This window comes from Cellvibrio mixtus subsp. mixtus J3-8 (genome assembly GCF_000766945.1).
GTDB classification, from domain to species: Bacteria; Pseudomonadota; Gammaproteobacteria; order Pseudomonadales; family Cellvibrionaceae; genus Cellvibrio; species Cellvibrio mixtus_A.
Genome location: NZ_KN266208.1, coordinates 74,788 through 100,541, shown reverse-complemented (window position 1 = coordinate 100,541; position 25,754 = coordinate 74,788). Strand labels below are relative to the sequence as shown.

Below are 25,754 nucleotides of genomic sequence, written 5' to 3'. Positions count from 1 at the left end.
TTTTTATCGCCTGCGAGGTATCCGATGGTCAAGCAACGTTTTTTAGCTTTGGATGTAATGCGTGGTTTGACCCTCGCGCTCATGATTCTGGTAAATACACCAGGATCATGGGAATTTGTATACGGCCCGTTATTGCATGCTGATTGGCATGGTGCAACTCCCACAGATTTTGTATTTCCCTTCTTTATGTTTATTGTCGGCTCGGCAATGTACTTTGCAGTGCGTGGGTTGAGCCAATTAAATGCCGCAGCGCAAACGAAGAAAATAGCGCGCCGTGTTGCGTTGCTATTTTTAATCGGCGTTCTGCTGGCAGCTTATCCATTCAATGAAAGCCTTGATCAATGGCGCATCATGGGTGTGTTGCAGCGTATTGCAATTGCTTACGGTTTTGCTGCATTTATTATTTTGTATTTTGGTTTTACTGCTCGTGTTGTGATCAGTGCGATTTTACTGGTTGGCTATTGGGGTTTACTTAATCTTGTGGCTGATCCATACAGCCTTGAGCACAGTATTGTTCGCCAGGTAGATTTGTCAGTGTTGGGCGCAAGTCATCTCTGGCAGGGTAAGGGTATGCCATTTGACCCCGAAGGTATTTTAAGTACTTTTCCTTCTATCGTGAATGTGCTGATTGGCTTCGAAGCGACTCGCGTATTATTAACGAGTGAAAATAAAGAAAAAGCATTGAGTAAATTATTTGTGTCGGCATTGCTGCTAATAGCATTAGCGCTAGCCTGGAGTACTGTATTCCCGATTAATAAATCATTATGGACCAGTCCATTTGTATTGCTGACTTGTGGTGTGGCGATTTTGGTATTGCTATTGTTAGTGAAAATCGAGCAATCAGCGGCAATTAATATCGCGCGTCCTGTGTACCACTTTTTTGAAATTATCGGTAAGAACCCGCTCTTTATTTATGTGCTTTCCGGTTTGTTAGCGACTACCTTGTATTTAATCCCTGTTGGTAGCGAAAACGCATATAGCGCACTTTATGGTTTGTTCCGTAATTTTGCGGATCCTTATTTTGCATCTTTCCTGTTTGCTATTCTGATGGTTGCCATTTTGTGGTTTGTTGCCTGGGTATTACACAAGCGTAATATCATTATCAGTTTATAAAAACTGGTTGTAGTCTTTTGCAGCTGGTAAGCAGTGGTTTGTATAGGTATAGCTATGAAACAAGCGTTAGTCGGGGCACGAATTTTTACCGGCGAAGAATTTCTGGATAATCGGGCATTAATCATTAATGGCGAAGTAATTGAGGCGCTGGTTTCTGCAGAAAATCTGCCGGACGGTATTGCGCGTATTCAATTAAATGGTGGTGTACTGGCGCCCGGTTTTATTGACCTGCAAGTTAATGGTGGTGGCGGTGCATTTTTTACTAACGACACTAGTGTTTCCGCCATCAGGACAATGTTGGATGGCCATCGTCCTACCGGTACTACTTCATTATTACCCACGTTAATTAGTGATACCCGTGAAGTTCATCAAGCGGGTGTGCGCGCTATTGCTGATGCCGTTGCAGCAGGATTGAAAGGTGTATTGGGTGTGCACGTGGAAGGGCCATTTTTTGATATGGCACGACGTGGCGCGCACAATGAACGTTACATTCGCAAAATGGAGCAAGCTGATATTGATTGGCTGGTTGCTTCGGTAAAAGCACAACACAAATTTAAAGTGATGCTGACACTTGCGCCTGAGCATGCAGACGTTGGCCAAATTAAACAATTGACCTCTGCGGGCGTTGTAGTTTGCGCTGGTCATACGGATGGTCACTACGAAGATGTAGTGGCAGCATTGAAAGAAGGCCTTTCCGGTTTTACGCATTTGTATAATGCAATGCGCCCAACAACTGGTCGCGAACCAGGTGTGGTTGGTGCAGCATTGGAAGATGCAAATAGTTGGTGCGGAATTATTATTGATACTTATCATGTGCATGCTGCTTCTGCGCGCATTGCCTATGCGGCAAAACCCAAAGGCAAAATGTATTTGGTAACTGATGCCATGTCGACGGTGGGGTCGTCGGAAAAATCATTCCAGATTTATGGCGAAACGATTTATGAAAAAGATGGTTGCCTGGTGAATGCGGAAGGGCGTTTGGCGGGCAGTGCAATCGGCATGATTGATGCGGTGCGCCTGAACACTAATTGGGTTGGTGTTGAGCTCGCTGAGAGCCTGCGGATGGCATCACTGTATCCTGCAGAATATATGCAAGTAGATAATCACCTGGGCCGTATTCGCGAAAACTATCGCGCTGATTTGGTTCACTTTACCGATGACTTTAAGGTTACCCATACGTGGGTGGCTGGCGATATTGGCCAACATAATTAGATCGGTTTCAACCTGTTCCTCTGTTCCAACACTCACCGGAGTGCTTAATGAAAGTTGTTATCCTGAAAGATGCTGCCGAAGTTGCCAAATACGGCGCTGATATTTTTATCAAACAAATTAATCGCAAACCTGATTCAGTATTGGGTTTGGCAACAGGTTCTACACCGGTTGCGCTGTACAAAGAATTAATTACTGCTTATCAACGTGGACATGTTTCTTTTAAACAAGCCAGCAGTTTTAATCTGGATGAATATTTAGGTTTGCCTGGAACTCATCCACAAAGTTATCGCTATTTTATGAACCAACAATTGTTTGACCATATTGATATCGATAAAGCAAAAACTGCGGTACCTCCGGGTGATGCAGAGGATCCATTTTCAGCATGCGAGCTTTACGAAAAAAATATCAAACAGAATGGCGGGATTGATATTCAATTATTGGGTATTGGCCGCAATGGCCATATTGGTTTCAATGAGCCATCATCATCATTGAAATCACGTACGCGTGTAAAAACATTGACGCGTGCAACGATTGATGACAATGCGCGTTTCTTTGGTCCCGATGAATACCAGCCACATTTGTCCATTACTATGGGTATTGGAACTATCCTTGAATCCAAAAAAGTGGTTCTGTTGGCGACTGGTGAAAATAAAGCAGAAGCGATTAAAGCAACTGTCGAAGGTCCGTTAACAGCCGCATGCCCGGCGTCTGCATTGCAGTTGCATGAACAAGTTGTATTGGTGATTGATGAAGCTGCTGCATCGCAATTGGCGGATGTGGATTTCTACAAGCATATCGAAGTGGAAAACCAAAAGTTGTTAGAGCGATTGGGGCGTAATTGATTTTTCGTTGTAAAAATAAAAGGCCAGCAAATGCTGGCCTTTTATTTTTACAGTTCTTTTTAGCGCTTTGATGGCGCAGGACAGGTTGAGTCTCGCACAATTAATTGTGGGTAAAACCCTTCGCTTTCTACATTGCGTTGCGCGCGAACCGTTTCGATTAATAGATTGGTAGCGCGTTCTGCAATGGTGGTGTTGGGTTGTTGCGCCGTTGTTAAATTGGGCCAGGCTTGGCGAGAGAACGGGCTGTCCTCAAAGCCGACAATCGATAATTGTTGCGGCACATCTACACCCTGGATCCGCGCCGCAAATAAAGTACCTGCTGCAATCTCGTCGTTACAAGCAAACACAGCCGTGGGTTTTAAATTGGATGCAAGTAATTGTCGTGTACGTTTTACGCCGGATTCAAATGAATATTCACCCGGCAAAATTAATTTTTTATCCAATACAATTTTGTTGGCTTTGAGCGCCGCTTTGTATCCTTCCAGGCGTTCACCACTGGATTTATGTGCTTCTTCACCACCCAGGAAGGCGATAGCCTTGTGGCCCAAATCGATCAGGTACTGGGTAATCTTGTAAGCCGCAGTACGGTCATCGATAAAAATGCACGGGCCTTTTTTATCGGGCGGCTGTGCACCTGAGAGAATTCGAACAAAAGGGATTTTGCGTTTACCAAGTGCCGATAATACATCCGGCATTTCTGACATGGGGGGCGTTAATACCAAGCCGCCTACCTGGCTGCGATCCACCATGTTAAGCACTTCATCAATAATATCTTCAGATTTTGAATCACATGGGTGAATTACCAGTTCATAGCCCTGGCGACGGCATTCGCCCAGAATTCCTTTCTGCATATCAATTACATAGTTGCTGTTAGGGTTGTCATAAATAAACCCGATGGACGACGCTGCTCCCCGCAACAAGCGGGCAGAAAGGTTGGGCTGGTAGTTCAGGGTTTTTACGGCTTGCATGACTTTGTCCTGCAACTCCTGGCCTACGGTCCCTTCCTTATTAATTACACGGGATACGGTTTTAAAAGAAACCCCTGCGAGCTTGGCTACATCCTTAATGGTGGCTTTGGTCTTTGGAGCATGTTTATCGGCACTGGCTTTCATCATTAGTGGTCAACTTTTTGGGTGTCGATGGATTTTTATAGCATAAGGCAATACGCCCGCCGTGGATTGACTAGACTTGAAACGTATTGGTCAAATGGGCGTCTGCCGCCTTGGCGTCTAGGGTAGAGCTTAGCCTGTTCCAGTGCAATCGTTTCGCAGCGAAACACCGGCGCATAGGTGGCGCAAGGTTTTGTAAAATCTTTTGCTGTTATAAAAAGGGCAATGGCACTATAAATTCAGGTTAAGAAGCAACCATGCTTCATATGGGCTTTAACCTGATCCGCATTCAGCATTGCGTGTTATTACTAAAACAATAAAGAAGAGGTATCACATGAGAACACTATTGGCTCTGGTAACAGTTATAGCAAGCTGCGCGGTGTTCCCGGCACAAGCCCAGCATAAACTTACGCCTGCCTGGATAGCTTCCGATTTACCAACGCCGGAATCTGTTTTATTTGTTGCCGATAAAAAATCGCCCTATCTATTCGTATCACTCATTGATGGTGATGGCGCTGCGGCCGATGGTAAAGGTGGCATCGCCCGGCTGGCTCCTGATGGTGAAGTCCTCGAAAAAGACTGGATTACCGGCCTTAATGCACCCAAGGGGATGGGAATTGCACACAATAATTTGTATGTCGCTGATCTAACCGAGGTCGTGGTCATTGATATTAAAAAACAACAGATCATCAAAAAAATTCCGATTGCCGGTGCCATTTTTCTGAATGATGTTACGGTGAACTCATCGGGTATCGTGTTTGTGTCGGATACCCGCACCAATAAAATCCATCGCATTGAAAAGGATGAACCCAGCCTCTATTTGGAAAATGTCAGCAATGCCAATGGGTTGAAAGCTATTGGCTCCAGTTTGGTCGTTGGGGCAGGGCAGGAGTTAATATTGTTTGGCCCCGATAAAAAACCACTGACCCTCGCGAAAGGTTTTGCCCAGGGGATTGACGGGATTGAGATGATCCAGCGCGGTGAATTTATTGTGTCGTGCTGGCCCGGGTTAATTTATTACGTGTATGCCGACGGAAAAATACAACTGCTGGTTGATTCGCAGGCCGGTAAAATCAATACGGCGGATATAGGTTTTGATCCTGCAACCCAAACCTTGTTTGTACCTAACTTTTTCAAAAATACGGTGACCGCGTATCAATTGGAATAGCCTGCCTGCGTTGGGCTTTCGGTGTATAACGTGTTACAACGAAGCGCATTCGTAATAAACCGGCGCGCTTTTTCATCTATTAAAGTGGTGTTTTTTTTCATCGGCTTTAGCCGTCGTAACGACCTTTGGGCTATGCTAAGGCGCAAACAAAAAATGAAACCTCCATGTTGTTGGTGTTTCTTGCCGATGATCTTACCGCTAGACAGGAATATCGCGTGGTTTTTTGCAGTATTTGGACGAATGTCTGTTACTTGCTTGAACGTATGCAACATCATATGCAGCCGCGGAAGCAAGTAAGGATTTCCGGTTTACCTTCGTTGTGGTGCTGCATCGCCAGGTCCCGTTGCTTTGCTACCATCGCTTGTCTGTGCATATCAGTCGCCAATTCCCATGCCCAGGTTCCGGTAACAGAACGAAACCCCGCTCCGGCAACACACTTCTCCTTTAGCCATGTTCTGCCTGATCAGGTAGCTGCTATTGGCTATATCACCGCCATCGCCCAGGATCGGGAAGGCTTCATGTGGTTTGGTGGTGCTAATGGCCTTGCCCGCTTTGACGGGTACAGTTTGCGTATTTATCGCAAGGACGATAATGATCCCCATAGCCTCAGCCACAATTATGTGAACGATATTCGCCTGGATGCCGCTGGAAATTTATGGGTAGCTACGCGTAAAGGGATTAATCGTTTTAATGCGCAATCCGATAATTTTGTTCGCTATGTCACAGCGCAGGATTCCCCCGACGCCCATAGCGTTGACGATGTTATGGCGATTGAAGAGAGCAACGACGGTCGCCTCTGGCTCGCTACACGTGGCGGCTTTTACAGTTTTGATCCCGCTGTCGAAAGCTTCCGCAAATACTCAATCGCTGATGGCGCCGAAGGTTCCTGGGTTTGGACGCTGGTAAAAGACCAGCAGGGCCTGCTCTGGCTCGGACACCAGAATCTGGGCGTTACCCGTTTTAATCCGGCCACCGGTGAAATGCGTACCTATGGTAAAGCCCAGGGCCTGGGTTTTATGGATATCCGCGAACTCTATGTGGATTCGGCCAATAATCTCTGGGCCGGTAGTTACGGTGCGGGCCTGTTTATGCTGGATAACCAGCGTGAGCAATTCATATCGGTCAAACACGATAACCAGGAAAAAAGTGCGATTGTTTGGTCCGTGTTGGAGGATCGCGAAAATAACCTCTGGATTGGCGATGGTAGTGCGGTTTATGTACGCGCCCCCGGCAGCACACGATTTGTACGTTTTACTTACGATGAAACCGAACCCGCATCGCCGGGCAATTACGTGGTTAATGAATTATTTGAAGATGCGGCAGGCGATATCTGGTTGGGATATTTCCCATCCGGTGTGGATGTTGTGGATCGCCAGGCATCGATATTTAATAATTACCGCTACAGCGCCAGCAACCCTAATTCTGTTACCGAAGGTGGGGTGTTATCTGCAGCGAAAGATAAAGCTGGCAAACTCTGGATCGGCGCTGGATATGGCTTAAATTATTTTGATCCGGTACGACAAAAATTCACCCGTTACAAACATGATCCCACTAATCCAAACAGCTTGAGTGGCAACACAGTACTCTCGCTGTCCTTGAATGAACCTGCGCAGGAATTATGGCTAGGCATTTGGGCGGGCGGATTAAATCGGCTGGATTTGAGCAGCGGCCAATTTAAACACTACCTTCCTGATGCCAATAATCCCACAGCTATTCGTGGCCGCGAGCCCTGGTCGGTGGTACGTGATTCCCGCGGTTATTTGTGGATTGCTACAGAAGAAGGATTAAACCGTTACGATCCAGCCACTGATTCATTTCGTTATTTTATTCCAGCACCAGAACAACTCGATGGCGATAAAGTGCTTTATGCACGTGTTGTGTATGTCGATAAGGAAAATCGCATTTGGGTCGGCTCTATTCGCGGCTTGTATTTATTTGACCCGGCGAGTGAAACCTTTACGCGTTATCAACATACAGATGGTGATGCAAGCACACTTGCCGCTGATTTTGTATTCGCACTTTATGAAGACAGCCGCGGAAACTTTTGGGTAGGCACTGATGGTGGTGGTTTGAATTTAATGGATCGCACGACCGGAAAATTCACAGCGTACAGCAGTCGCGATGGTTTGGCTGATGATGTTGTAGCTGGAATTATTGAAGACGATCAAGGCTACCTTTGGCTGGGAACCCAAAAAGGGATAGCGCGGTTTGATACTGGCAAAAAAGAATTCAGAAATTTTGACAAGCGCTATGGCCTGAATGACAATTTATTTAATCGCAATACCCCGGTTAAATTAGCGTCCGGTGAGTTATTTTTTGGAAACAGTAAAGGTTTTGTATTGTTTAACCCAACGGCAATTACCACCAACCCACATCGCCCGCCAGTGGTATTAACCAATTTGTCCATTCTCAATAAACCGGCTGTTATCGGTGGTGAAAAATCTCCGCTTAGCCGCGCTATTAATCACACGGATGCCATTACGCTCACCGATAAGGATTCGGTATTTACGTTGGAGTTTGCTGCACTTAATTATCAAATGAGTGAAGAAAACCAATATGCCTATCGGTTATTGGGTTTTGATAATGACTGGATTTATGCCGACAATAAACGCGCAGCCACTTACACCAACCTCGATGCAGGAAATTATATTTTTGAAGTAAAGGCAAGCAATAATGATGGCATTTGGAGTGATCAGGTGACGCGCCTGGGTATTACTATTTTGCCACCCTTTTGGCGCACCTGGTGGGCGTACATTATTTATATCGCTATGGTTGCCGCACTTGTGGTTTGGTTTTTACGAATCCAATTAACCCGCTTGCAGTACGAGCAACAACAAGTAGAACAGGAACGTTCGCTGGTGCGGCGCTTGCAACAAGTGGATAAATTAAAGGATGAATTCCTGGCTAATACCTCCCATGAATTGCGCACGCCGTTGAATGGCATCATCGGGTTGGCCGAATCGCTGTTGGATGGTATTGGTGGAAAGTTGCCGGCGCAGGCGCAATACAGTTTGCGTTTGATTGCGGCGAGTGGCCAACGCCTTTCCGCATTGGTAAATGACATTCTCGATTTTTCCAAATTAAAAAACCAAAGCATTGCCTTACATAAAAAAGCGCTGGATTTACGGGTGTTGGTGGATATCGTTATCACACTTTCTCGCCCTTTAATTGGCGATAAAAAGTTGCAGCTATACAACCGGGTTCCCGCTGAGCTTCCGGCGATTTATGCCGATGAAGATCGCCTGTTACAAATACTGCACAATTTAATCGGCAATGCGGTGAAATTCACCCATGAGGGCAGCGTGAATGTGTATGCCGAGGTAAAAGATGATCAAATCCTGGTGCAAATTGCGGATACCGGAATAGGTATTCCCGCGGAGCAATTAACAGATATCTTCCAGGCATTTTATCAAGCCGATGGCCGCACCGAGCGCGCGTATGGCGGTACCGGACTGGGGCTCTCCATCACTAAGCAATTAGTAGAATTGCATGGAGGCAATATCACTGTTGAGTCCACACCAAACCACGGCTCCGTGTTTAGCGTGCATTTGCCTTTGTCTCTGGAGTTACCTGTTATCGCAGAAGATAATTATCTACCAATTGCCGACGTTGCGGAGCGAATAGCACTCGCGCCCGTACATAATAAACCTGCAACGGAAAACCAGGCCCATCAGGGCCACATTCTGGTAGTGGATGATGATTCGGTTAATCGCCTGGTATTAGTGAATCACCTGGCGCTGCGCAATTATCGCGTGACTGAAGCCTCCAGCGGCGAAGAAGCAATTGCAGTTATTGCGCAGCAGGGTGACGTGGACCTGGTATTGCTGGATATTATGATGCCGAAAATGTCCGGCTACGAAACCTGCAAGCGTTTGCGCGAAACCTATCGCGCTTATGAATTACCGATTATTTTCCTCACGGCGCGCAACCAGACCAACGATCTGGTAATGGGATTTGAAGTAGGCGCGAATGATTACTTAACCAAACCTATTTCCAAAGAAGAATTATTGGTGCGGGTAGATACCCATTTGCAACTTTACAGCGCGACCCAGTACCTGGATAAAAAAGTTGCCGAGCGCACGGAAGAGTTGCGCAAAAAAAATGAAGGCTTGCGTCAGGCACAACAAGAACTGCAAATCGCTTATCGAAAACTGGAGGAGGCAAGTTTGTCTGATCCACTCACCGGTTTGCATAATCGTCGCTTCCTCAGTAAATCAATCGGTGCCGATTTGTCGTTAGTCGATCGCGAATATAAAAACTGGTTGGATTCCAATAACGGGCGCACAGAGGATTCAATTTTCTGGCCGCCACCAAAAGATAGCGATTTAATTTTTTTGTTATTGGATGTCGATCATTTTAAAGCGGTTAATGACACTTATGGCCATAATGCGGGCGACAAGGTATTGGAGCAATTGAGTCGTTTGCTGGAAGAGGCGTTGCGCGATTCGGATTATCTGGTGCGCTGGGGCGGCGAAGAATTTTTAATTGTTGCACGATTTTGTTCGCGCGATGAGGCCGCTGAAATGGCCGAGCGTATTCGCCTGGCCGTTGCTAATTATTCCTTTGATGTGGGCGACGGAATGCATTTGCATAAAACTGCTTCCATTGGTTTCGCGAGCTATCCATTTTACCAACAGCATCCCGATGTATTGAGTTGGGAGCAGGTAGTGAATATTGCTGATCGCGCACTCTACGCGGCCAAAAAAGCCGGGCGCGATTGCTGGGTGGGTATTAACAGTGAATTGGGATGCTCCTTCCACGCCAATCCACTGCAAGATGACAAACTCATTGGTTCGCTTGAGCGCGGTGAGTTGCGCATCCAGGCATCGCGTCCGGTTGCGCCGGATAATTTATAACGCCTGTTTACTCTGTCTTGTCGCCCATCACTTTTTGAAACGTTTCCAGTTGCACGTTGCTCGCTTCTTTTTGGTATTGCGTTTTCCAATCCGAATAGGGAATGCCATACACGCGAGTGCGTGCGTCTTCATAATCCAGTGCGATATTCGCCTCTTCCGCCGCTGCCACATACCATTTGCTCAAACAGTTGCGGCAAAAGCCGGCGAGGTTCATCAGGTCGATATTTTGTACATCCTTACGGCTATCCAGATGAGCGAGCAAACGCCGGAATACGGCCGCTTCCAATGCTTGTTGATCGGCGGGTGAAAGTTCTTCAATTTTCATAATCTGGCTCCAAAACCACGCAGTAGTGCGAAGGGAAATTTAACGCCAGTAGTGTCGGTCATCCCTCGCTGCGGGTCAAATTTGTGAAATTCCCGATGGTTAAATTCCCCGTCACCTTGAACCTGTTTTCATCCTGCCTATACTCAAGTCGTGCCAGTTTAGCGGTACTTATTCCATTGTTTGATATTTAGACATTTTTGCCGCTTTTCGAAGCGTTTTCTGCGCCGGGGGTTTGCGTGAATATTATTTTGGGGATCATCGTCCTCTTCGCTTGTATGCTCGGCGGATACGTGCTGCACGGCGGTAACCTGCTGGCAATTTGGCAGCCGACCGAGATTCTGATTATTTGCGGTGCATCGCTAGGGGGAATGATTGTTGCCAACCCGCTTTCTGTGAGTATCGGGGTGGTGAAGTCGGCCGGTGCATTAATGACTCCGTCCAAATTTAACAAGTCCTTTTATCTGGAGATGCTGACGCTGCTGTATGACATCCTCAACAAAACCCGTCGCGAAGGATTGATGGCGATTGAAGGTGATATTGAAGAGCCTGATTCCAGCCCGATTTTCGCCAATTATCCTGACATCCTCAAAGATCATCATATTGTTGAATTTATCTGCGATTACCTGCGCATTATGGTGGCTGGCAATATGGCGCCGCACGAATTGGAATCCCTGATGGAACAAGAGCTGGATGGCCACCACCAGGAAGCATCGCTGGTTCCCGGCGCGATTCAAAACGCTGCTGATGGTTTGCCTGGTTTCGGTATCGTTGCTGCGGTACTCGGGGTGGTAATTACCATGGGCAAGATCGGTGGACCGCCGGCTGAACTGGGTCACTCGGTGGCTGCGGCATTGGTAGGTACACTTATGGGGATTTTATTTGCGTACGGCCTCATCGGCCCCTTTGCCAGTTACCTGAATCACAAATTGCGCGATGAGTCGCGCGCTTACGAATGCATTAAAGCTGTTTTAGTGGCGTCCATGAACGGCGTGCCGCCGCAAGTTGCGGTTGAGTTTGGCCGTAAAGTCTTGTTCCACAGTGTTCGCCCCAGCTTCAAAGAGTTGGAAGAACAATATCGCGCAAGCAAAAAATAAGGGCTTGAGTGATGGAAAAAGGCGCAACGCAACAACCCATTATCATCAAGAAAAAGAAGGGCCACGGCCATGGGCACCATGGTGGTTCCTGGAAGGTCGCACTCGCGGACTTTATGACGGCCATGATGGCTTTCTTTCTGTTGATGTGGTTATTGGGGAGTACTTCAACTGAAGAACAAAAAGCCATTGCCGGTTATTTCCAGGATCCGGGCAGCGAGTATGTGGTCGGTGAGGGCGGTGCGGATTTGGGGTTGATTAACCAGGATCAACCACTCAAGCAATCGCAATCCGACCAACCCGATAATGATATGGCGAGCGATAAGGAAGCGAATAAAGATCACGACCAGCAGATGACTGAAGATCAAGTTAAAAAAGAAATGGAAAAAATTGAAACCCAGCAATTGGAAGAATTAAAAAAACAACTGGAAACGGAAATCAATTCCCTCGATTCGGTATTTCAAAAAATCAAAGACCAGATCCTTATCGATTTCACCGCACTGGGTTTGCGCATCCAGATTGTAGATAAAGACCAGCGTCCGATGTTTGATGTGGGGAGCGCGAATTTGCAACCCTGGTCATCAGAGGTATTACATGCGTTGGGTCCGATTTTGAATAAAGTGCAAAACAAAATCAGCATCACTGGCCACACTGATTCCACACCTTACGGTGCGGGTGCAACCTACACAAACTGGGAGCTGTCTGCTGACCGGGCCAACGCCGCGCGTCGTGCATTATTAGAAGGCTCTTATCCGGAACCTAAAGTCGCGACAGTGCAAGGGATGGGATCTGCGGCGCCCTTGCTGGTTGATAAGCCCAATGAACCAATCAATCGCCGTATCGCTATTATTGTGTTGAAAAAAGCGGTGGCGGATGCTTTGGGTAGCGGTGCTGGCATTGATAGCAATAGCTTGATTAAAGGCAGTGGTGATCCGTTTAGCCCATCCGGCCCCGCCCCCAAAATACTGTCACCCTCGGAAGTCAATGATGCGATAGACGCGGAGAGTGCTCGCTAGCGTTGGAAAGGTTGCCGGGTTAGGAAGCATATTGAAATGAAAAGGGGCTGAATATTCAGCCCCTTTCTTTTTGCATCGAACGATTATTTCTAATGCGAATGGGCGTGTTGAGAATGCGTTGTGTGCGAATCGAGTTTACCCATACGCAACAACACATGATCAGCCATACCTGCGGCGAGTTCGCGCTCGCTTAAGAATATCTTGCCGATATTTTCCTTAACCCATAATTCCGCTTCATCTTCATTGTGAGTGCGAATCACTATTTCAATTTTGGGGTTAAGCAAGCGGGCGGTCTCAACCATTTTCCGTACATGGAATGTATTGGCGGTGGCGGCGACCAACATTCCTGCTTGCGCAATATGAGCCTGGATTAATACATTCGGATCTGCCGCATCGCCACACACAGCCGGGATATTTTTTGCACGTAGTTGCTCCACAAGTTCACGATTTGTATCGGCAACTACGTAAGGGATGTTATTGGAATTCAGAATCTTTGCGATGCGTCCGCCTACGCGGCCATAGCCAACCAATACCACTTGCCCGGCCAGATAAGATTCATGTGTGCTCATGGGTAATGTGGCTAATGGATCGACACTGGCTTCCAATTTACGCGCAAAGGAGGAGTGGGTGCGCGCCCAGCGTTGTAATGGCTCAAGGCCGCCAAACATTAATGAGTTCAGGGCGATGGAAATTAATGCTCCCGCCAGAATCAGGTTCTGGCCGGTGCTATCCATCAGCCCCAGGGTGATACAAAGTCCCGCGAGGATAAAGGAAAACTCCCCGATTTGCGCAAGGCTTACGCCAACGGTCAATGCCGTATTCAACGGGTAGCGGAACATCAACACCAACGCGACGGCCACAATGGTTTTGCCAAACATAATGATGGCCACCACGGTCAGCACTTTTAATGGCTCGTTTACGATGATATGGAAATCAAACAACATGCCAACGGACACAAAAAACAGTACCGCGAAAGCATCGCGCAATGGTAATGATTCATCGGCAGCGCGATGGCTGAATTCGGATTCGCGCAGCATCATGCCCGCAAAAAAGGCGCCCAACGCGAAGGAAACATCAAACAGGGCGGCTGATCCGTAAGCCACGCCAACGGCGGTGGCGATAACGCAGAGGCTGAATAATTCGCGTGAGCCTGTCCCGGCTACCCACCATAAAAATTTTGGCAACAAGCGTTTGCCCACAATCAGCATAAAGGCAATGAACGCGATTACTTTGCCAATAGTGATGGCAATCGTCAGCGGGATATTGCCACTGGCGGGTTCATGGCCGCCAGCCGTGTGGCCGCCTAATAAAACTGCAAAGGCCGGTAAAAGCACCAGCACCAGTACCATCACCAGATCTTCAACGACTAACCAGCCTACCGCGATTTTGCCGTTAATACTGTCGATAACCCCGCGTGCCTCCAGTGCTTTTAACAGCACCACTGTACTGGCGACGGAGAGCGCAAGGCCAAACACAACGGATTCACCCAGGTTCCAACCCCACCACAAGCCAGCGCCAGCGCCAAGGGCTGTGGCAACGGCGATTTGTACAATCGCGCCGGGAATGGCGATGCGTTTGACTGACATCAGATCGCCAATAGAGAAATGCAACCCCACGCCAAACATCAACAGCATCACGCCGATTTCTGCCAGTTGGGCAGTCAGTTCCAAATCGGCGACAAAACCGGGGGTATAAGGACCAATGATTACGCCTGCGATCAAATAGCCAACCAGGGGTGGCATACGCAGGCGTGTGACAAGGAAACCAAGCACCATGGCCAATCCGAGGCCGGCGGCAATAGTGGTTATCAAACTAATATTATGCGGCATAGCATCTTCTTTTTTCGTGAATGAGGGTCGACTATAAATGCTCAAAAGAAATTCGCGCAACCCGCAGTTTTTTTCAGGTGCCATTGAATAGCGCTACTCCTAGCCCCAAATCGCTTCAACCTTGGATAAATCGGGCGTTTTTCACTGTATGTTCACGAGCAATCGCTCTATGTAAATTTGCGTTAAGTTCTGGAGGCCTAACCATGTTTTACGATCTCACCGTTGTGCAATTCAGCAAAATCCTCAACAACCTCAATAACTTCCTGGATAAGGCCGCAGCCCATGCCGAAGCCAAAAAATATGATGTCTCGGTGTTGCTCAACTCGCGCCTGGCACCGGACCAGTTCAATTTGATTCGCCAGGTACAGATTGCTTGTGATACCGCCAAGCTGGGCGTGGCGCGCCTGACTGGAAAGGTAGAATTGGCACCGGTTCATGCAGATACCGAAACAACCTTGCCGGAATTAAAAGCGCGTATCCAGGCAGTACTTGATTACCTCGCTACCTTCACCCCGGCTGATTTTGCGGAGACCGCCGAGCGCCACATCAGCCAGCCGCGCTGGGAGGGTAAATACCTCACCGGTTATGAGTTTGCGATCCAACATGCGATACCGAATATTTATTTCCACGTCACCACTGCCTACGCAATTTTGCGTCATAACGGCGTGGATCTTGGCAAGAAAGATTATCTTGGAAGCCTGCCTTACAAAAGCTAATATGGCGCATTAACCAACACACAGTGCTGCCTTGGAAACCGGGCAGCACTGTCTGCAAAAAATGATAATAAGGATGCGCGCGATGTCAGATATCAAATGGGATGTTTATATATTGGGCGAGTCCCAATTGGGAGTAGAGCGGTCAACCCTGGTAAGCAACCTTGCTGCCACCTTCAAGAAAGATATTCCTGTCATTGAAAAAATGTTGCGCAAATCGCGCAGCTTGCTCAAGGCTAATGTGGATTTGGCCACGGCAAAAAAATACAAAATGGCGATTGATAAAGCCGGTGGCTTGTGCGAGTTAATTGAACACGCCGAACAATTATTTCCCAACGATGCACTAAGTCCGGCTGTAGCACGCCCGCTGCCGGCGGTAACGCCGCTTGGTGTTGTGCCTGTGGAAGCTGCTCCTACTGCGTCGGCTTCTGTTCATGCATCTACTTATACCGATCACTTTTCAATTACTTACTCATCGCCTTATGAATCACCCCGGGCCGAGGTTGAACAGCCAAGCCATTTTTGTTTCAAATGCGGCGCTGCGTTGCATGCAGGTATGATCCATTGCCCGAAATGCCGCACGGAACAGCCGCAATTCAACAGCAAAAATAAAGTGGCTGCGGGCGCACTCGCATTTTTTGTTGGCGGGTTTGGTGTGCACCGTTTTTATTTGGGGCAATGGTGGGGCGTGTTTTATTTGCTGTTCTGGGGCACATTAATTCCCAGCATTATTTCGCTGCTTGAGGCATTTGTTTTCTGGCTCACTCCGAAGGAGCGCTGGCAGCGCAAGTATGGGCAAGTTCCTTCACCCGGTCCCGGTATGATTGTTGCGATTATTATTGGGGCAATATTGTTTATAGCGATTATCGGCATCCTCGCTGCTATCGCGCTGCCGGCCTATCAGGATTACTCGATTCGTTCAAAAGTCCGTGCCTCTGCTGCGCTCGTTGATGAAACCCGTGCAAAAGTTGAAAAAGTTATCTTGGAAAAGAATTTTTTCCCCAGCGAAAATGTTCTGGCAGGGTTACCGGAAAATATCAGCACCCAACATGTGCGTTCTATCCGTCTGGATCAGGGGGCGAAATTGGTGGTGACCTATAACGCTGGAAATGCCCCAACGATTATTTGGACCCCCAAAAAATCCGGCACACAAATAGTGTGGGATTGCAAAGGTGGCACCATGCAAGACAAACAGCGCGACCCGGAATGTCGCGGTGGTGTAACGACACAACGTCCTGAATCAGGAAAGTCTGCGTCCGATATACGGATGTACAGCGATGATAAAAAAATATCGTTAGTGGTGCCGCGTAATTGGAGCGGTAATCGTCAGTTAAACGAGCATGCCCTGTTGGGGGTGGCGAATCTGGCGACTGAAAATTATGCGATTGTCATGGCAGAAGCAAAGCAGGATTTTAACCCACCTATTGATGCTGCTGCGTATCTCGGGTTTGTAGTGAAGACATTGGCATCATCCGGCAGCGGGCTGCGTGAACTGGAGCCGGTAAAATCGGTACAAATAAATGGTCGCCGTGCGCAACAACAAGAAATTGCTGTGGTATTGGATGGAGTAAAAATTGTTTACGTGCTGACGGTCACTGAAACGGATTCAGATTTTTACATCACTTACGCCTGGACCCTTGAATCCCTTTATGAGAAAAACCGAAAATTATTAAGGACCGTCAGCGAAAGTTTCACAATTCATAACAGCACCACGTCCCTACATAAATAACGTTCTGGTGTGATGGAAAAAGGCCCGGATAATTCCGGGCCTTCCTGTTTCGGGCCTTCCTGTTTCGGGCCTTTCTATTCCGGGCTTTTCTATTTAGCGCCTTTCTATTGCGGTGTTTATTGCTATTCCGGTGCTTATATAGTTACAGCGGCTTGGCAATTTTTGCCTTGCGCACCAGCTGGATAAATTCGGTGCGATAACCGTATTCATCCTTGCCTTTATTGGCTTGTGCTAATTCGATTACCTGGTCGTAATTAAAATCACCGGTGTAGTTACTGCCGCGTAACAGCTGCGCGAAACCGGCAACAGCAATTGAAAAATTAACCTCTTGTTGATAGTTGGCACTAGCATCGCGTGTATTTTTCGTAATGGGTGTTTCTATTAACATTGATTGGTTTTGTGTTGGTAATTTATAACGCAACCGCAAGAATGCCAGCTCACTGGATTTGCTATTCATCGTTGCTTGTTGTTGGTAGCGGCCAGGCTCCAACAATTTGCTGTCGGAATTTACGGGAGTGATTTCATAGATTGCAGTGACTTTATGGCCCGAGCCAATTTCGCCGGCATCCACTTTATCGTTATTGAAATCCTCGCGGTTAAGCGCGCGGGTTTCATAACCAATCAAACGATATTCCGCCACTGTCGCCGGGTTAAATTCCACCTGGATTTTCACATCTTTGGCAATGGGAAATAATGTCGACTTAGCTTCGTTCACCAGGACTTTTTGCGCTTCACTTAATGTATCGATATACGCTGCAGTACCGTTGCCGTTTTGCGCCAGGGTTTGCATCATTGCATCCTGATAGTTGCCTTGGCCAAAACCTAATACCGATAAATAAATACCTTTATCGCGTTTACGTTCAATCAAATCCTGCAATGCATCATCACTGGTTTGGCCTACATTAAAGTCACCATCGGTGGCGAGAATAATCCGGTTAACACCGTTGGAATTAAAATTCGCTTCCGCCAACTGGTAGGCGAGTGCGATACCTTCGGCGCCGGCGGTGCTGCCACCGGCTTGCAAATTATTTAATGCAGCAAGGATTTTGGTTTTTTCTTTGACTTTTGTCGGTTCCAAAACCGTCCCAGTAGCGCCAGCGTAAACAGCAATGGCGATGGTGTCGTCAGGTTTTAATGTATCCAGCAATAAACTCATGGATTGTTTTACCAGCGGCAATTTGCCGGGATCATCCATGGAGCCGGAAACATCTAACAAAAAAACCAGATTGGATTGTGGAATTTTAGCCATTGGCAATTGATAGCCCTGAATGCCGATATGGATTAACTGGTTGCCTTTTTTCCACGGTGAATCCATCACACTAACGTGTGTTGCAAACGGTGTTTTTTCATCGCGCGGCGCAGGGTAGGTGTAATCAAAATAATTGATCATCTCTTCAATGCGCACTGCATTTTTTGCGGGCAGTTGGCCATTATTTAATTGGCGGCGTACAAAACTGTACGAAGCCGTATCCACATCGATTGAAAATGTAGAGACGGGATTTTCACTCACAGCGGTTACTGCATTTTCTGTAAAGCCTTCAAAGCGGTCGCGATATTCTTGTGGTGGTGCCGTTGGTATATCGATTGCGCCGTTTGCACGTTTTAATTCCGGAGCGCTAACGATGTTTTCTCTCATCCCGGCAACCTGAGCCTCTTTAATCAAATCGGCCTGCCGCATAATTGGTTTGGCTAACGCAGGTACAGCGGCGGTAGTGCGGCTGGCAACTGGTGCTGGTGGAGGTGCGGCAACAGAGTATTCAGGTACTCGTTGCAACGCATCAGCAACACTGGCATCCGGTAATTGTCCGGTATCCCCAGCGCTAATAACGTTTCTTTCCTGCGGTATTTCTGCACGTACACCGGTCACTACAGCCTCTTCAACAACATCAGTGGCAATTTTCTTTTCTAGCAATCCATCATTGGCTCGTTCCGATTGTTTGCGCTGTTCATTGGCTTCAGCTGTTTGCTTTGCCAGTGTTGCTGACAGTTCATCATTCACCGGGTTGATTGCCAGATGTTGCATAAATGTGATTCCCGCCAGCACCGCCAGGCTGGATGCTGCAATGCTGGAAATAAGCGCCGGTTTTTGCCAAAGAGGACGGTTATCAAACGTTGGATTGTTCATTGAATCACTCCCGTGATGATTGGTGTCACGGGTAGGACGCAGGCGTTGTAAAAATCCTTGGAGCACATTGGATTTTTTTTGCGGACTATTTTGTTCCTCGTTAATGGACCGGCTTTCTTCATTTGCCGTTACTGTATGCTGTGCAGAAAACGCAGCCATAGCAGCGGCGATATGGCGCGCTTTGGCGTCGGCAGCAGGAGCGGGTGTGGGTTGCTGTAATTGCTGTTGCAGGTCATGTTCATTCATAGGGATACCTCCCAACTTCCGTCGCCCTGTTGCAGGGACTGGAGTTGTTTGCGAATTTCGTGGAGTCGCCAGGACACAGTGGATTCCTTTACTTGCAGGATGATGGCGGCCTCTGCATGGGTTAGCCCCTCGGCGTGGACCAACAGTGCGGTTTCTTTAAAGCCTTCGGCGAGCGAATCCAGTAGCTGCAATATTTGTTGCAGGTAGATGCCGTTTTCCGCGCGATCATCACGATGGATTTCACTTGCCAGTTGTTCCAGGTCACCATGCTGATGGCGTTGCTGGCTGCGATGCCAATCTTTTGCGCAGTTAATTACCAGCCGATACAACCAGCTGCTGAACGCTGCCTCAAACCGAAATTGGCCGATGCTTTGCGCCAGCTTGATACAGGTGAGTTGGGTGACATCCTCCGCATCAGCGTGATTACCGCACCAGCGGTATGCAAAACGATAAATCCGGTCATAGCTATCTATGAGTAGCTGTTCAAAGGCCGCGGCATTACCGGCCTGTGCAGTGCGGATTAACTGGTTCTCATCAATGGGCCGCATTGGTCTGCCCCATCTTCTATCCCTCTTGATCTGTCGACATTAATCAGACGCATCGAATAACCAAATCCTTGGTTGGTGGCTGCTTTCCGTCGGTTTTATTTACAAATCATGTTTTATTTTGTGATGTGGTTATCACTACATCGTTGTTTTACCTATGGATTTTTAATATGGCGCGTAAATTGCTGATTTTGACGACAATGGTGTCGGGATTTTGTCTCTCGACGCAGCTGATAATTCATAGCATTTTTTCAGGCGGTACCAGTATGGGCGTTAAATCTGTTTATACCCGCGTGTTGGGTGGCTTGGCTGTATTGATGTTAGCGTTGAATGCCCAGGCCAATCTTATTGTGAATGGCGGCTTTGAAGATAACGCTGTTGCATCAGGCAATTGGGCGTATTTCCCTTCATCCAGTGTTAATGGTTGGAAGGGCGATAACATCGAGATTTGGAACAACTTTGGCGGCGTGGTTGCACCGGAAGGCAAGCAACATGCGGAGCTGAATGCGCACCCTTTTGATGGCACTGTGTTTTCCATCTATCAAAATTTTGCCACGGTTGTTGGCCAGATTTACGACGTTTCGTTTTATTACAGTGCACGTGAGAGCAATAACGAACAATTTTCTTTTAGCGCAGGTGCTCTTTCGGCGTTGCTAAATGATCATGTGGTCGGTAGCTGGAAGCAATACACCGGTAGTTTTGTGGCAACCAGCACTCTTAGTACAATTACGTTTACCAGCTACGACAACTCTACTGTTGGTAATTTTCTGGATGACGTTGTGGTGACTACCCGCGCGCAGGTAATTGAATCAAGCCCGCTGATGATGTTTGCAATCGGTCTGATTGGTTTGTTTTACAGCAGAAAAAAATTAGCGAAATAATTCATTCTGCTGCACGCAGAAAATTCATTTCAATGATTAAAAAGCTCGTGTAAACGGGCTTTTTTTGTTTTCTATACGTTCCATTTTGATTACAAATAAACACAAAAAATGCACTGTTTTTTTAGAAAATAAGAGTGGTTTTTGGTGACGATTTTATTAAACTGCGCGCACCAGATTTTTTGGTGTTTCAGGAGTAACTGTGTGAATAAAAATGCGGTTGCTGATGTTAAAAATATTTAATTGACGGAATTTCTATGTATTTTCAATGGTTGAAAAAAATTGTTGCTGCCGCTGCGTTTTTAATGGTTGCAAATGCTCAAGCCGGTTTGATTACCGATGTTGAAACAGTAAATAAAACGGTGGGTTTCGGCGCTTCCAAAAGCTGGACCCACAATATTCTGGATCAAGGTTTTATATTGGGTAGTGCGCAAACTGCGACACTGACCATCGAATTCCGCGATGATAAAGACCCATGGTATGCTCCGTTCGAAACTGCGCTGGTGCAAATTGGCCTGTTTGATTTGCAAGACGGCGGTTTGGTATTGAACCCAACCGTAGACTGGACTGGCGGTTTGGGTTTGAGCTCATTGGTAAAGCTGAATGCTGATGGCACTTTGTTTGTGCAAGTGACCAGCGTGCTGGGCGATTTCATTATTGGCAAATCTACCTTGTCCGTAGTAACCAAAGATGCTCAAGTTCCCGAGCCGGGTACCATGATGTTGTTTGGTCTGGGCCTGTTAGGCCTGGCTGCCGCAAGAAGAAAAACAGCTGTTTAATTCTTGAATGTGTCAAAAAAGCCGTCGTATCTGAACTGCACCCTGAAAGTTAGCATTCTGTCTAACCAGGCAAGGCGCAGTTCATATCGGCGGTTTTTTTATTTGGGATGCTGGCACATTTTTATTTCGGGACGTACTGCTTTTTTATTTGGGGAATTGTTTTATTGCTTGCTCCAGGCGCTCTATCTGAATAGCCTGATTTTGATAGGCAATCTGCACAAAAAGCTGATGGATATTTTGCAGCGTTGCTCGATATTGCGGAGCACTTACTAAAATGCGCTGGAAGAAATCACCCAGCGTTTCGCCTTGCGCACGCCGATAGCCACATTGTTCTAATTTTTGTTCCAGCTTTTTAATTGCTTTAACTTCACGGCGTATTGCCAGCGATGGCCGGCGGCGCACGAGCATCCACGCAAAAATTCCTGCGCCGAGCAACCCCAATCCAATTAACCACAATGTTAATCGCCAGCTTTCCGTTCCACCGAGCAAGCGCGTTAACAATCCTTCCTGTGTTTTGGTGTCGTAATTAAGCACCCAGACTTGCCATACATAATTGGCCGCGTCCCAACGAATCTGTAATTGCTGCAAAATGGATGAGCTTTGCCAAGCGCTATTAACCAGCTCCAGGTCTGACGCATTGAGTGCCTCGCTCATTCCCTGCTCGATCCGATTGGGTGCTACGGCGGCGGTGGGGTCAATCATTTGCCAGCCTTTGCCTTCTATCCAGACTTCAGTCCAGGCATGGGCATCGGATTGCCGAACCAGTAAATAATTTTCTACCGGGTTCCAGGTCCCTCCCTGGTAGCCCACCACTACGCGCGCAGGAATACCCGCCGCGCGCAACAGGAAACTGAAACTGCTCGCGAAATGCTCGCAAAATCCCCGCTTGCTTTGGAACAGGAACTCATCCACGGAGTGAACACCTAGCAGGGGTGGTTGGAGAGTGTAAGTAAATTCGCGATTGAACAGTGCCAACGCCTTATCAATGATTTGTTGGTCACTCAATTGTTGCGCGCGCCAGGACTCACCTAACGCGCGAGTTTGCGGATTACTTGTCAGGGGCAGGCGCGTGTAACCATCCCGTTGTAATGGTTGAAGTTGGGGCGATTCTGGCCATTCCTGTTTCAATGCAGACGTCACTTCATAGCGGATGCGTTGGGCAACGGGAATACGATTCATCAACAGTGAGTCGGCAGTAATACGGATGCTGTCGGTTGCGCTTTTGGTTTCAATCGGGGTCATCAAACTAAACAGCCAGGGCTGGCCATGCGGCTCAAGGATAACGCTATAGTCGATCAATTCTTGTTTGATACTGGAGCCATTTTCCGATGCTCTGCCCCAGCTATCGCGCATTTTCCAGGCGCGGCCATCAAAGCCGTCCAGCACTATTCCACGCCAGTAAAGCTGGTTAGCAGGCGGTGGTGTCTGGTTAGTAAACGAAACTCGAAACGCGGGTGCTGGATTTAGCGCAAGGTTGCCCAAGTCGCCCGGCGACAGGCTATCGCTAAAACCGGTTTTGGCTGCCTGCTGATTGGGAATCGCCCACAGTGGTCCCAAGCGGGGCACCACCAGAAATAACACCAGCATCACTGGTAAGGCGTGCAAGATGATGGCGCCGCCGCGTTTCAGACGCAGCGTCGGTGATTGTTCATGGGTAAGGTGTAGTGATCGCCAACAGCTTAATAACAACAACATACTGAATAAGCAAAAGGCTGCTGCTTGCGGTGTTTGGCTAAAAAGTAATTGCGAGGCGGTGATGATGAAGCCGATAAAAATCAAAAATTGCGCGTCGCGTGTGGAGTTAACCTCAAGCAGTTTGAGTGAGAAAGTACAAACCAGTAATCCGACCATTGCCTCAGTACTGGTGTTACCGGAGTAGCTCGCGAACATGCCGGCCACACAAATTGCCGTGAGTAAACTCTTGGCCACTTTACCCGGGGCGCTCCAGCGGCCACGAAACATTTGGATTCTCCATGATGCAGAGATCGCCCAGGCTAGCCCTAACCAAGCTGGCAGGTTAAATAGCAACGGCAGTATCAATACTGTTTGCATTATCAATAGCCAGGCCAGTTTGTCGCGCACCAGATATTCTTCACGTACAGCGGGAGTGACTTTGGTGGTGCGTTGCCAGAAAGGTTTAATCATTGCGTCGCCACCTTTGGCAATACCGGTGCTGGCAAGTTGAACTGCGCCATTGCTGTAAGTACGGCCTGCAGGTGCGCCTCACCCAGGGCGGGTTCCAGGGTGATACCCGGCAAACGCAAGCCATAGGGAATTTGCCGCTGCTCGTATTCCAGTGCCCAGTAGCAGAAACCCGATAGACGCGCTTCTTGTGGCAGTGTCAGGCTATTCCAATCCAGCCATTTTTCGGCCGAATTAAAGGCTTCATATTCCTTGGTAAATAAGCCTTTCTCTTGTGCAAATTGCTTCCAGGCGATGTGTTTGATGGGATCGCCGGGCTGGTAATCGCGCAAGCCGGAAAAATCATCACCGCCGCGTTGGCGGCTGCCACCTTCTTGCTTGCCGTCGCTGGCCTGGTGTTTTGGCTCCTCACTGGCAATTGGCGCCGGGTAGATGAGCGCCTGCGCATCCAGGTTAAGCCAGGTCCAGCAGCGAATAATCCCGAGCGGGAAATGACTTTGCAGCAGTAATCGTCCCGGACGCAAATAGCCGCGCTCCTTGCTCTGTGCGTGCAGATTTATACGCACAGGCTCGTTGGCATTGAGCGTGACCAGTTGGGTATCGCCGCCCGGCCAGCGCAATTCCAGGTGATCACAGCCAAATTTGTGGATTGCTGTCAGTTCAAGCGTAAACGCCGCCGGTTCGCCGGCAAACGCTGGCTTTGCTCCTGCAAATGTCACCGTAATGCCTGCCATATTGGTAAAAGCGTGCAGTATGGCGACGATGAAAATACTGATCATCAAATACGCCAGTGCCAGAATCAGGTTGTTCTGGTAATTGGTGCCGAGCATCCAGATAACCACTATGATCACCAGATACATCAATCCGCTAACGTTGGGAAAGGTATAAAGGTTTTTACGATTCAGGGTGATGCTATGGGTATTTGGGCTGCGTTGGTCCAGCCAGCGATAAAACCGGTTTTCCCAGGCGATGCGCCAATTACTTAAAGGGTTGCCCATGGGTTAGCCCAAAACATTCACGCTATCGCGCAGGTGTTTGACTAATGGTTCAGTATCCTGGGTGTGGCCGCGACCACGCACGCGGTGACCAACAACCGCAAGCAACACGGCTTGTATATCCTCGGGGACCAAATACTCCCGATTATGGATCAGTGCCCAGGCTTTTGCGCCGCGCAATAACGCCAATGCTCCACGCGGTGAAAGGCCATAGGTGAATTGCACATCGCTACGGGTAAAAGCCACTAATCGTTGTACGTAATCCAGTAGTGAATCGCTTGCTTTCACGTTATGGACAGATTCCTGAATTGCTGCCAATTGCTCGGACGTAACTAACGGTTCCATTTGGCGAATACGTGCGCGCGGGTCTGCACCCTCAAATAGCATACGTTCAGAGGCGGGGCTTGGGTAACCCAATGAAATACGCATCAGGAACCGGTCAAGTTGGGATTCGGGCAGCGGGAAAGTACCGCTTTGGGATAAGGGATTTTGCGTCGCGATTACAAAAAACGGGGAGGGTAATAACCGGCTTTTGCCTTCGATTGTCACCTGGCCTTCTTCCATCGCTTCCAGCAACGCGCTCTGGGTTTTGGGCGAGCTGCGGTTGATTTCATCGGCCAATAACACCTGGGTGAATACCGGACCGGGATGAAATTTGAATACGCCTTGCTCGCGCTCAAAAATTGCCACGCCAAGGATATCGGCGGGCAGCAAATCGCTAGTGAATTGCACGCGCTCGAACTTCAGGCCCAATACTTTGGCAAGGCAGTGGGCGAGGGTGGTTTTGCCCATTCCGGGCAGGTCTTCAATTAACAAATGGCCTTCGGCGAATAAGCAAGCCAGCGCCAGCCGCACTTGCTGGTCTTTGCCTAATAACACTTGATCGACTTGCCCAATAATGCTGGATATCAGTGACTGCATGGGAATCCTTCAAACAATGTTGATAAGTGCGAGCATAGCGCAGGGGCATAACAGGCGGGAATAAAGAATCGCAAAGCTGGCGGCTGGTTCACGCCAGCCGCTGCTTCTTTCTGGTGGTGG

19 protein-coding genes are annotated in these 25,754 nt (G+C 48.1%); 11 read left to right on the top strand and 8 right to left on the bottom strand.

The annotated features are described in order from the left end of the window. The first annotated feature begins 24 nt into the window (after window positions 1-24). The 3 genes from A596_RS11065 to nagB are packed head-to-tail and all read left to right on the top strand — an operon-like array spanning window position 25 to window position 3,167. Window positions 25-1,113 (top strand): acyltransferase family protein, encoded by a 1,089-nt coding sequence (locus A596_RS11065; RefSeq protein ID WP_039914760.1) that lies wholly within the window; start codon window positions 25-27, stop codon window positions 1,111-1,113. A gap of 54 nt (window positions 1,114-1,167) precedes the next feature. Continuing rightward, complete coding sequence (gene nagA, locus A596_RS11060) at window positions 1,168-2,325, top strand: N-acetylglucosamine-6-phosphate deacetylase (protein WP_039914759.1); 1,158 nt, start codon at window positions 1,168-1,170, stop codon at window positions 2,323-2,325. A gap of 47 nt (window positions 2,326-2,372) precedes the next feature. Then, complete coding sequence (gene nagB / locus A596_RS11055) at window positions 2,373-3,167, top strand: glucosamine-6-phosphate deaminase (protein ID WP_039914758.1); 795 nt, start codon at window positions 2,373-2,375, stop codon at window positions 3,165-3,167. A gap of 59 nt (window positions 3,168-3,226) precedes the next feature. Here nagB and A596_RS11050 read toward each other — a convergent pair whose 3' ends face one another. After that, on the bottom strand, window positions 3,227-4,279 hold the full coding sequence (locus A596_RS11050; protein ID WP_039915496.1) for a LacI family DNA-binding transcriptional regulator: 1,053 nt from the start codon (window positions 4,277-4,279) through the stop codon (window positions 3,227-3,229). Window positions 4,280-4,610: 331 nt separating this feature from the next. Here A596_RS11050 and A596_RS11045 point away from each other — a divergent pair, with 331 nt between their 5' ends. Beyond that, window positions 4,611-5,444, top strand: a complete 834-nt coding sequence (locus A596_RS11045) for an SMP-30/gluconolactonase/LRE family protein (RefSeq protein WP_039914757.1) — start codon at window positions 4,611-4,613, stop codon at window positions 5,442-5,444. A 164-nt stretch (window positions 5,445-5,608) separates the two neighbouring features. Continuing rightward, window positions 5,609-10,300 (top strand): two-component regulator propeller domain-containing protein, encoded by a 4,692-nt coding sequence (locus tag A596_RS11040; protein WP_084128248.1) that lies wholly within the window; start codon window positions 5,609-5,611, stop codon window positions 10,298-10,300. A 7-nt stretch (window positions 10,301-10,307) separates the two neighbouring features. Here A596_RS11040 and A596_RS11035 read toward each other — a convergent pair whose 3' ends face one another. Continuing rightward, complete coding sequence (locus A596_RS11035; RefSeq protein WP_052417435.1) at window positions 10,308-10,625, bottom strand: DUF1244 domain-containing protein; 318 nt, start codon at window positions 10,623-10,625, stop codon at window positions 10,308-10,310. A 236-nt stretch (window positions 10,626-10,861) separates the two neighbouring features. Here A596_RS11035 and motA point away from each other — a divergent pair, with 236 nt between their 5' ends. Both motA and motB read left to right on the top strand, forming a co-directional pair. Then, window positions 10,862-11,719 carry a flagellar motor stator protein MotA gene (gene motA, locus A596_RS11030; protein WP_039914756.1) on the top strand — a complete coding sequence of 286 codons (858 nt, stop codon included), beginning with the start codon at window positions 10,862-10,864 and terminating at the stop codon, window positions 11,717-11,719. Window positions 11,720-11,730: 11 nt separating this feature from the next. Next, complete coding sequence (gene motB, locus A596_RS11025) at window positions 11,731-12,732, top strand: flagellar motor protein MotB (protein WP_039914755.1); 1,002 nt, start codon at window positions 11,731-11,733, stop codon at window positions 12,730-12,732. A gap of 89 nt (window positions 12,733-12,821) precedes the next feature. Here the strand turns inward: motB and A596_RS11020 are convergent, their stop codons facing one another. After that, window positions 12,822-14,561 carry a cation:proton antiporter domain-containing protein gene (locus tag A596_RS11020; protein ID WP_039915489.1) on the bottom strand — a complete coding sequence of 580 codons (1,740 nt, stop codon included), beginning with the start codon at window positions 14,559-14,561 and terminating at the stop codon, window positions 12,822-12,824. A 203-nt stretch (window positions 14,562-14,764) separates the two neighbouring features. On the opposite strand from A596_RS11020, the gene A596_RS11015 reads away from it, so the two are divergent. Next, entirely contained in the window at window positions 14,765-15,277 is a 513-nt protein-coding gene (locus tag A596_RS11015) for a DUF1993 domain-containing protein (RefSeq protein ID WP_039914754.1), read from the top strand. An 82-nt stretch (window positions 15,278-15,359) separates the two neighbouring features. Then, complete coding sequence (locus A596_RS22115) at window positions 15,360-17,003, top strand: NINE protein (RefSeq protein ID WP_052417434.1); 1,644 nt, start codon at window positions 15,360-15,362, stop codon at window positions 17,001-17,003. 142 nt (window positions 17,004-17,145) lie between these two features. Here the strand turns inward: A596_RS22115 and A596_RS11005 are convergent, their stop codons facing one another. After that, window positions 17,146-19,374: a vWA domain-containing protein gene (locus tag A596_RS11005; RefSeq protein ID WP_039914753.1), complete on the bottom strand. Its 2,229-nt coding sequence runs from the start codon at window positions 19,372-19,374 to the stop codon at window positions 17,146-17,148. Next, complete coding sequence (locus A596_RS11000) at window positions 19,371-19,922, bottom strand: RNA polymerase sigma factor (protein WP_039914752.1); 552 nt, start codon at window positions 19,920-19,922, stop codon at window positions 19,371-19,373. The genes A596_RS11005 and A596_RS11000 overlap by 4 nt, the downstream gene beginning before the upstream one ends. Window positions 19,923-20,185: 263 nt before the next feature. Here A596_RS11000 and A596_RS10995 point away from each other — a divergent pair, with 263 nt between their 5' ends. Continuing rightward, complete coding sequence (locus tag A596_RS10995) at window positions 20,186-20,800, top strand: carbohydrate binding domain-containing protein (protein WP_052417486.1); 615 nt, start codon at window positions 20,186-20,188, stop codon at window positions 20,798-20,800. 254 nt (window positions 20,801-21,054) lie between these two features. Continuing rightward, on the top strand, window positions 21,055-21,576 hold the full coding sequence (locus A596_RS10990) for a PEP-CTERM sorting domain-containing protein (RefSeq protein ID WP_039914750.1): 522 nt from the start codon (window positions 21,055-21,057) through the stop codon (window positions 21,574-21,576). A gap of 144 nt (window positions 21,577-21,720) precedes the next feature. On the opposite strand, the gene A596_RS10985 is transcribed toward A596_RS10990, so the two are convergent. Genes A596_RS10985 through A596_RS10975 form a run of 3 tightly spaced genes read right to left on the bottom strand, consistent with a single transcriptional unit; the run spans window position 21,721 to window position 25,634 of the window. Further along, the gene (locus tag A596_RS10985; protein WP_052417433.1) at window positions 21,721-23,721 is read right to left on the bottom strand and encodes a transglutaminase TgpA family protein; all 2,001 of its coding nucleotides are present in this window, start codon (window positions 23,719-23,721) and stop codon (window positions 21,721-21,723) included. Further along, the gene (locus A596_RS10980) at window positions 23,718-24,716 is read right to left on the bottom strand and encodes a DUF58 domain-containing protein (protein ID WP_039914749.1); all 999 of its coding nucleotides are present in this window, start codon (window positions 24,714-24,716) and stop codon (window positions 23,718-23,720) included. Before A596_RS10980 ends, A596_RS10985 begins: the two co-directional genes overlap by 4 nt. 3 nt (window positions 24,717-24,719) lie before the next feature. Further along, window positions 24,720-25,634, bottom strand: coding sequence for an AAA family ATPase (locus tag A596_RS10975; RefSeq protein ID WP_039914747.1), 915 nt, complete (start codon window positions 25,632-25,634; stop codon window positions 24,720-24,722). Window positions 25,635-25,754: the final 120 nt, after the last annotated feature.

Bases quoted from the DNA above. Each gene is read 5' to 3' on its own strand.
- A596_RS11065 (WP_039914760.1), top strand. From the start codon at position 25: ATGGTCAAGCAACGTTTTTTAGCTTTGGATGTAATGCGTGGTTTGACC.
- nagA (WP_039914759.1), top strand. From the start codon at position 1,168: ATGAAACAAGCGTTAGTCGGGGCACGAATTTTTACCGGCGAAGAATTT.
- nagB (WP_039914758.1), top strand. From the start codon at position 2,373: ATGAAAGTTGTTATCCTGAAAGATGCTGCCGAAGTTGCCAAATACGGC.
- A596_RS11050 (WP_039915496.1), bottom strand. From the start codon at position 4,279: ATGAAAGCCAGTGCCGATAAACATGCTCCAAAGACCAAAGCCACCATT.
- A596_RS11045 (WP_039914757.1), top strand. From the start codon at position 4,611: ATGAGAACACTATTGGCTCTGGTAACAGTTATAGCAAGCTGCGCGGTG.
- A596_RS11040 (WP_084128248.1), top strand. From the start codon at position 5,609: ATGTTGTTGGTGTTTCTTGCCGATGATCTTACCGCTAGACAGGAATAT.
- A596_RS11035 (WP_052417435.1), bottom strand. From the start codon at position 10,625: ATGAAAATTGAAGAACTTTCACCCGCCGATCAACAAGCATTGGAAGCG.
- motB (WP_039914755.1), top strand. From the start codon at position 11,731: ATGGAAAAAGGCGCAACGCAACAACCCATTATCATCAAGAAAAAGAAG.
- A596_RS11020 (WP_039915489.1), bottom strand. From the start codon at position 14,561: ATGCCGCATAATATTAGTTTGATAACCACTATTGCCGCCGGCCTCGGA.
- A596_RS11015 (WP_039914754.1), top strand. From the start codon at position 14,765: ATGTTTTACGATCTCACCGTTGTGCAATTCAGCAAAATCCTCAACAAC.
- A596_RS22115 (WP_052417434.1), top strand. From the start codon at position 15,360: ATGTCAGATATCAAATGGGATGTTTATATATTGGGCGAGTCCCAATTG.
- A596_RS11005 (WP_039914753.1), bottom strand. From the start codon at position 19,374: ATGAATGAACATGACCTGCAACAGCAATTACAGCAACCCACACCCGCT.
- A596_RS11000 (WP_039914752.1), bottom strand. From the start codon at position 19,922: ATGCGGCCCATTGATGAGAACCAGTTAATCCGCACTGCACAGGCCGGT.
- A596_RS10995 (WP_052417486.1), top strand. From the start codon at position 20,186: ATGGGCGTTAAATCTGTTTATACCCGCGTGTTGGGTGGCTTGGCTGTA.
- A596_RS10990 (WP_039914750.1), top strand. From the start codon at position 21,055: ATGTATTTTCAATGGTTGAAAAAAATTGTTGCTGCCGCTGCGTTTTTA.
- A596_RS10985 (WP_052417433.1), bottom strand. From the start codon at position 23,721: ATGATTAAACCTTTCTGGCAACGCACCACCAAAGTCACTCCCGCTGTA.
- A596_RS10980 (WP_039914749.1), bottom strand. From the start codon at position 24,716: ATGGGCAACCCTTTAAGTAATTGGCGCATCGCCTGGGAAAACCGGTTT.
- A596_RS10975 (WP_039914747.1), bottom strand. From the start codon at position 25,634: ATGCAGTCACTGATATCCAGCATTATTGGGCAAGTCGATCAAGTGTTA.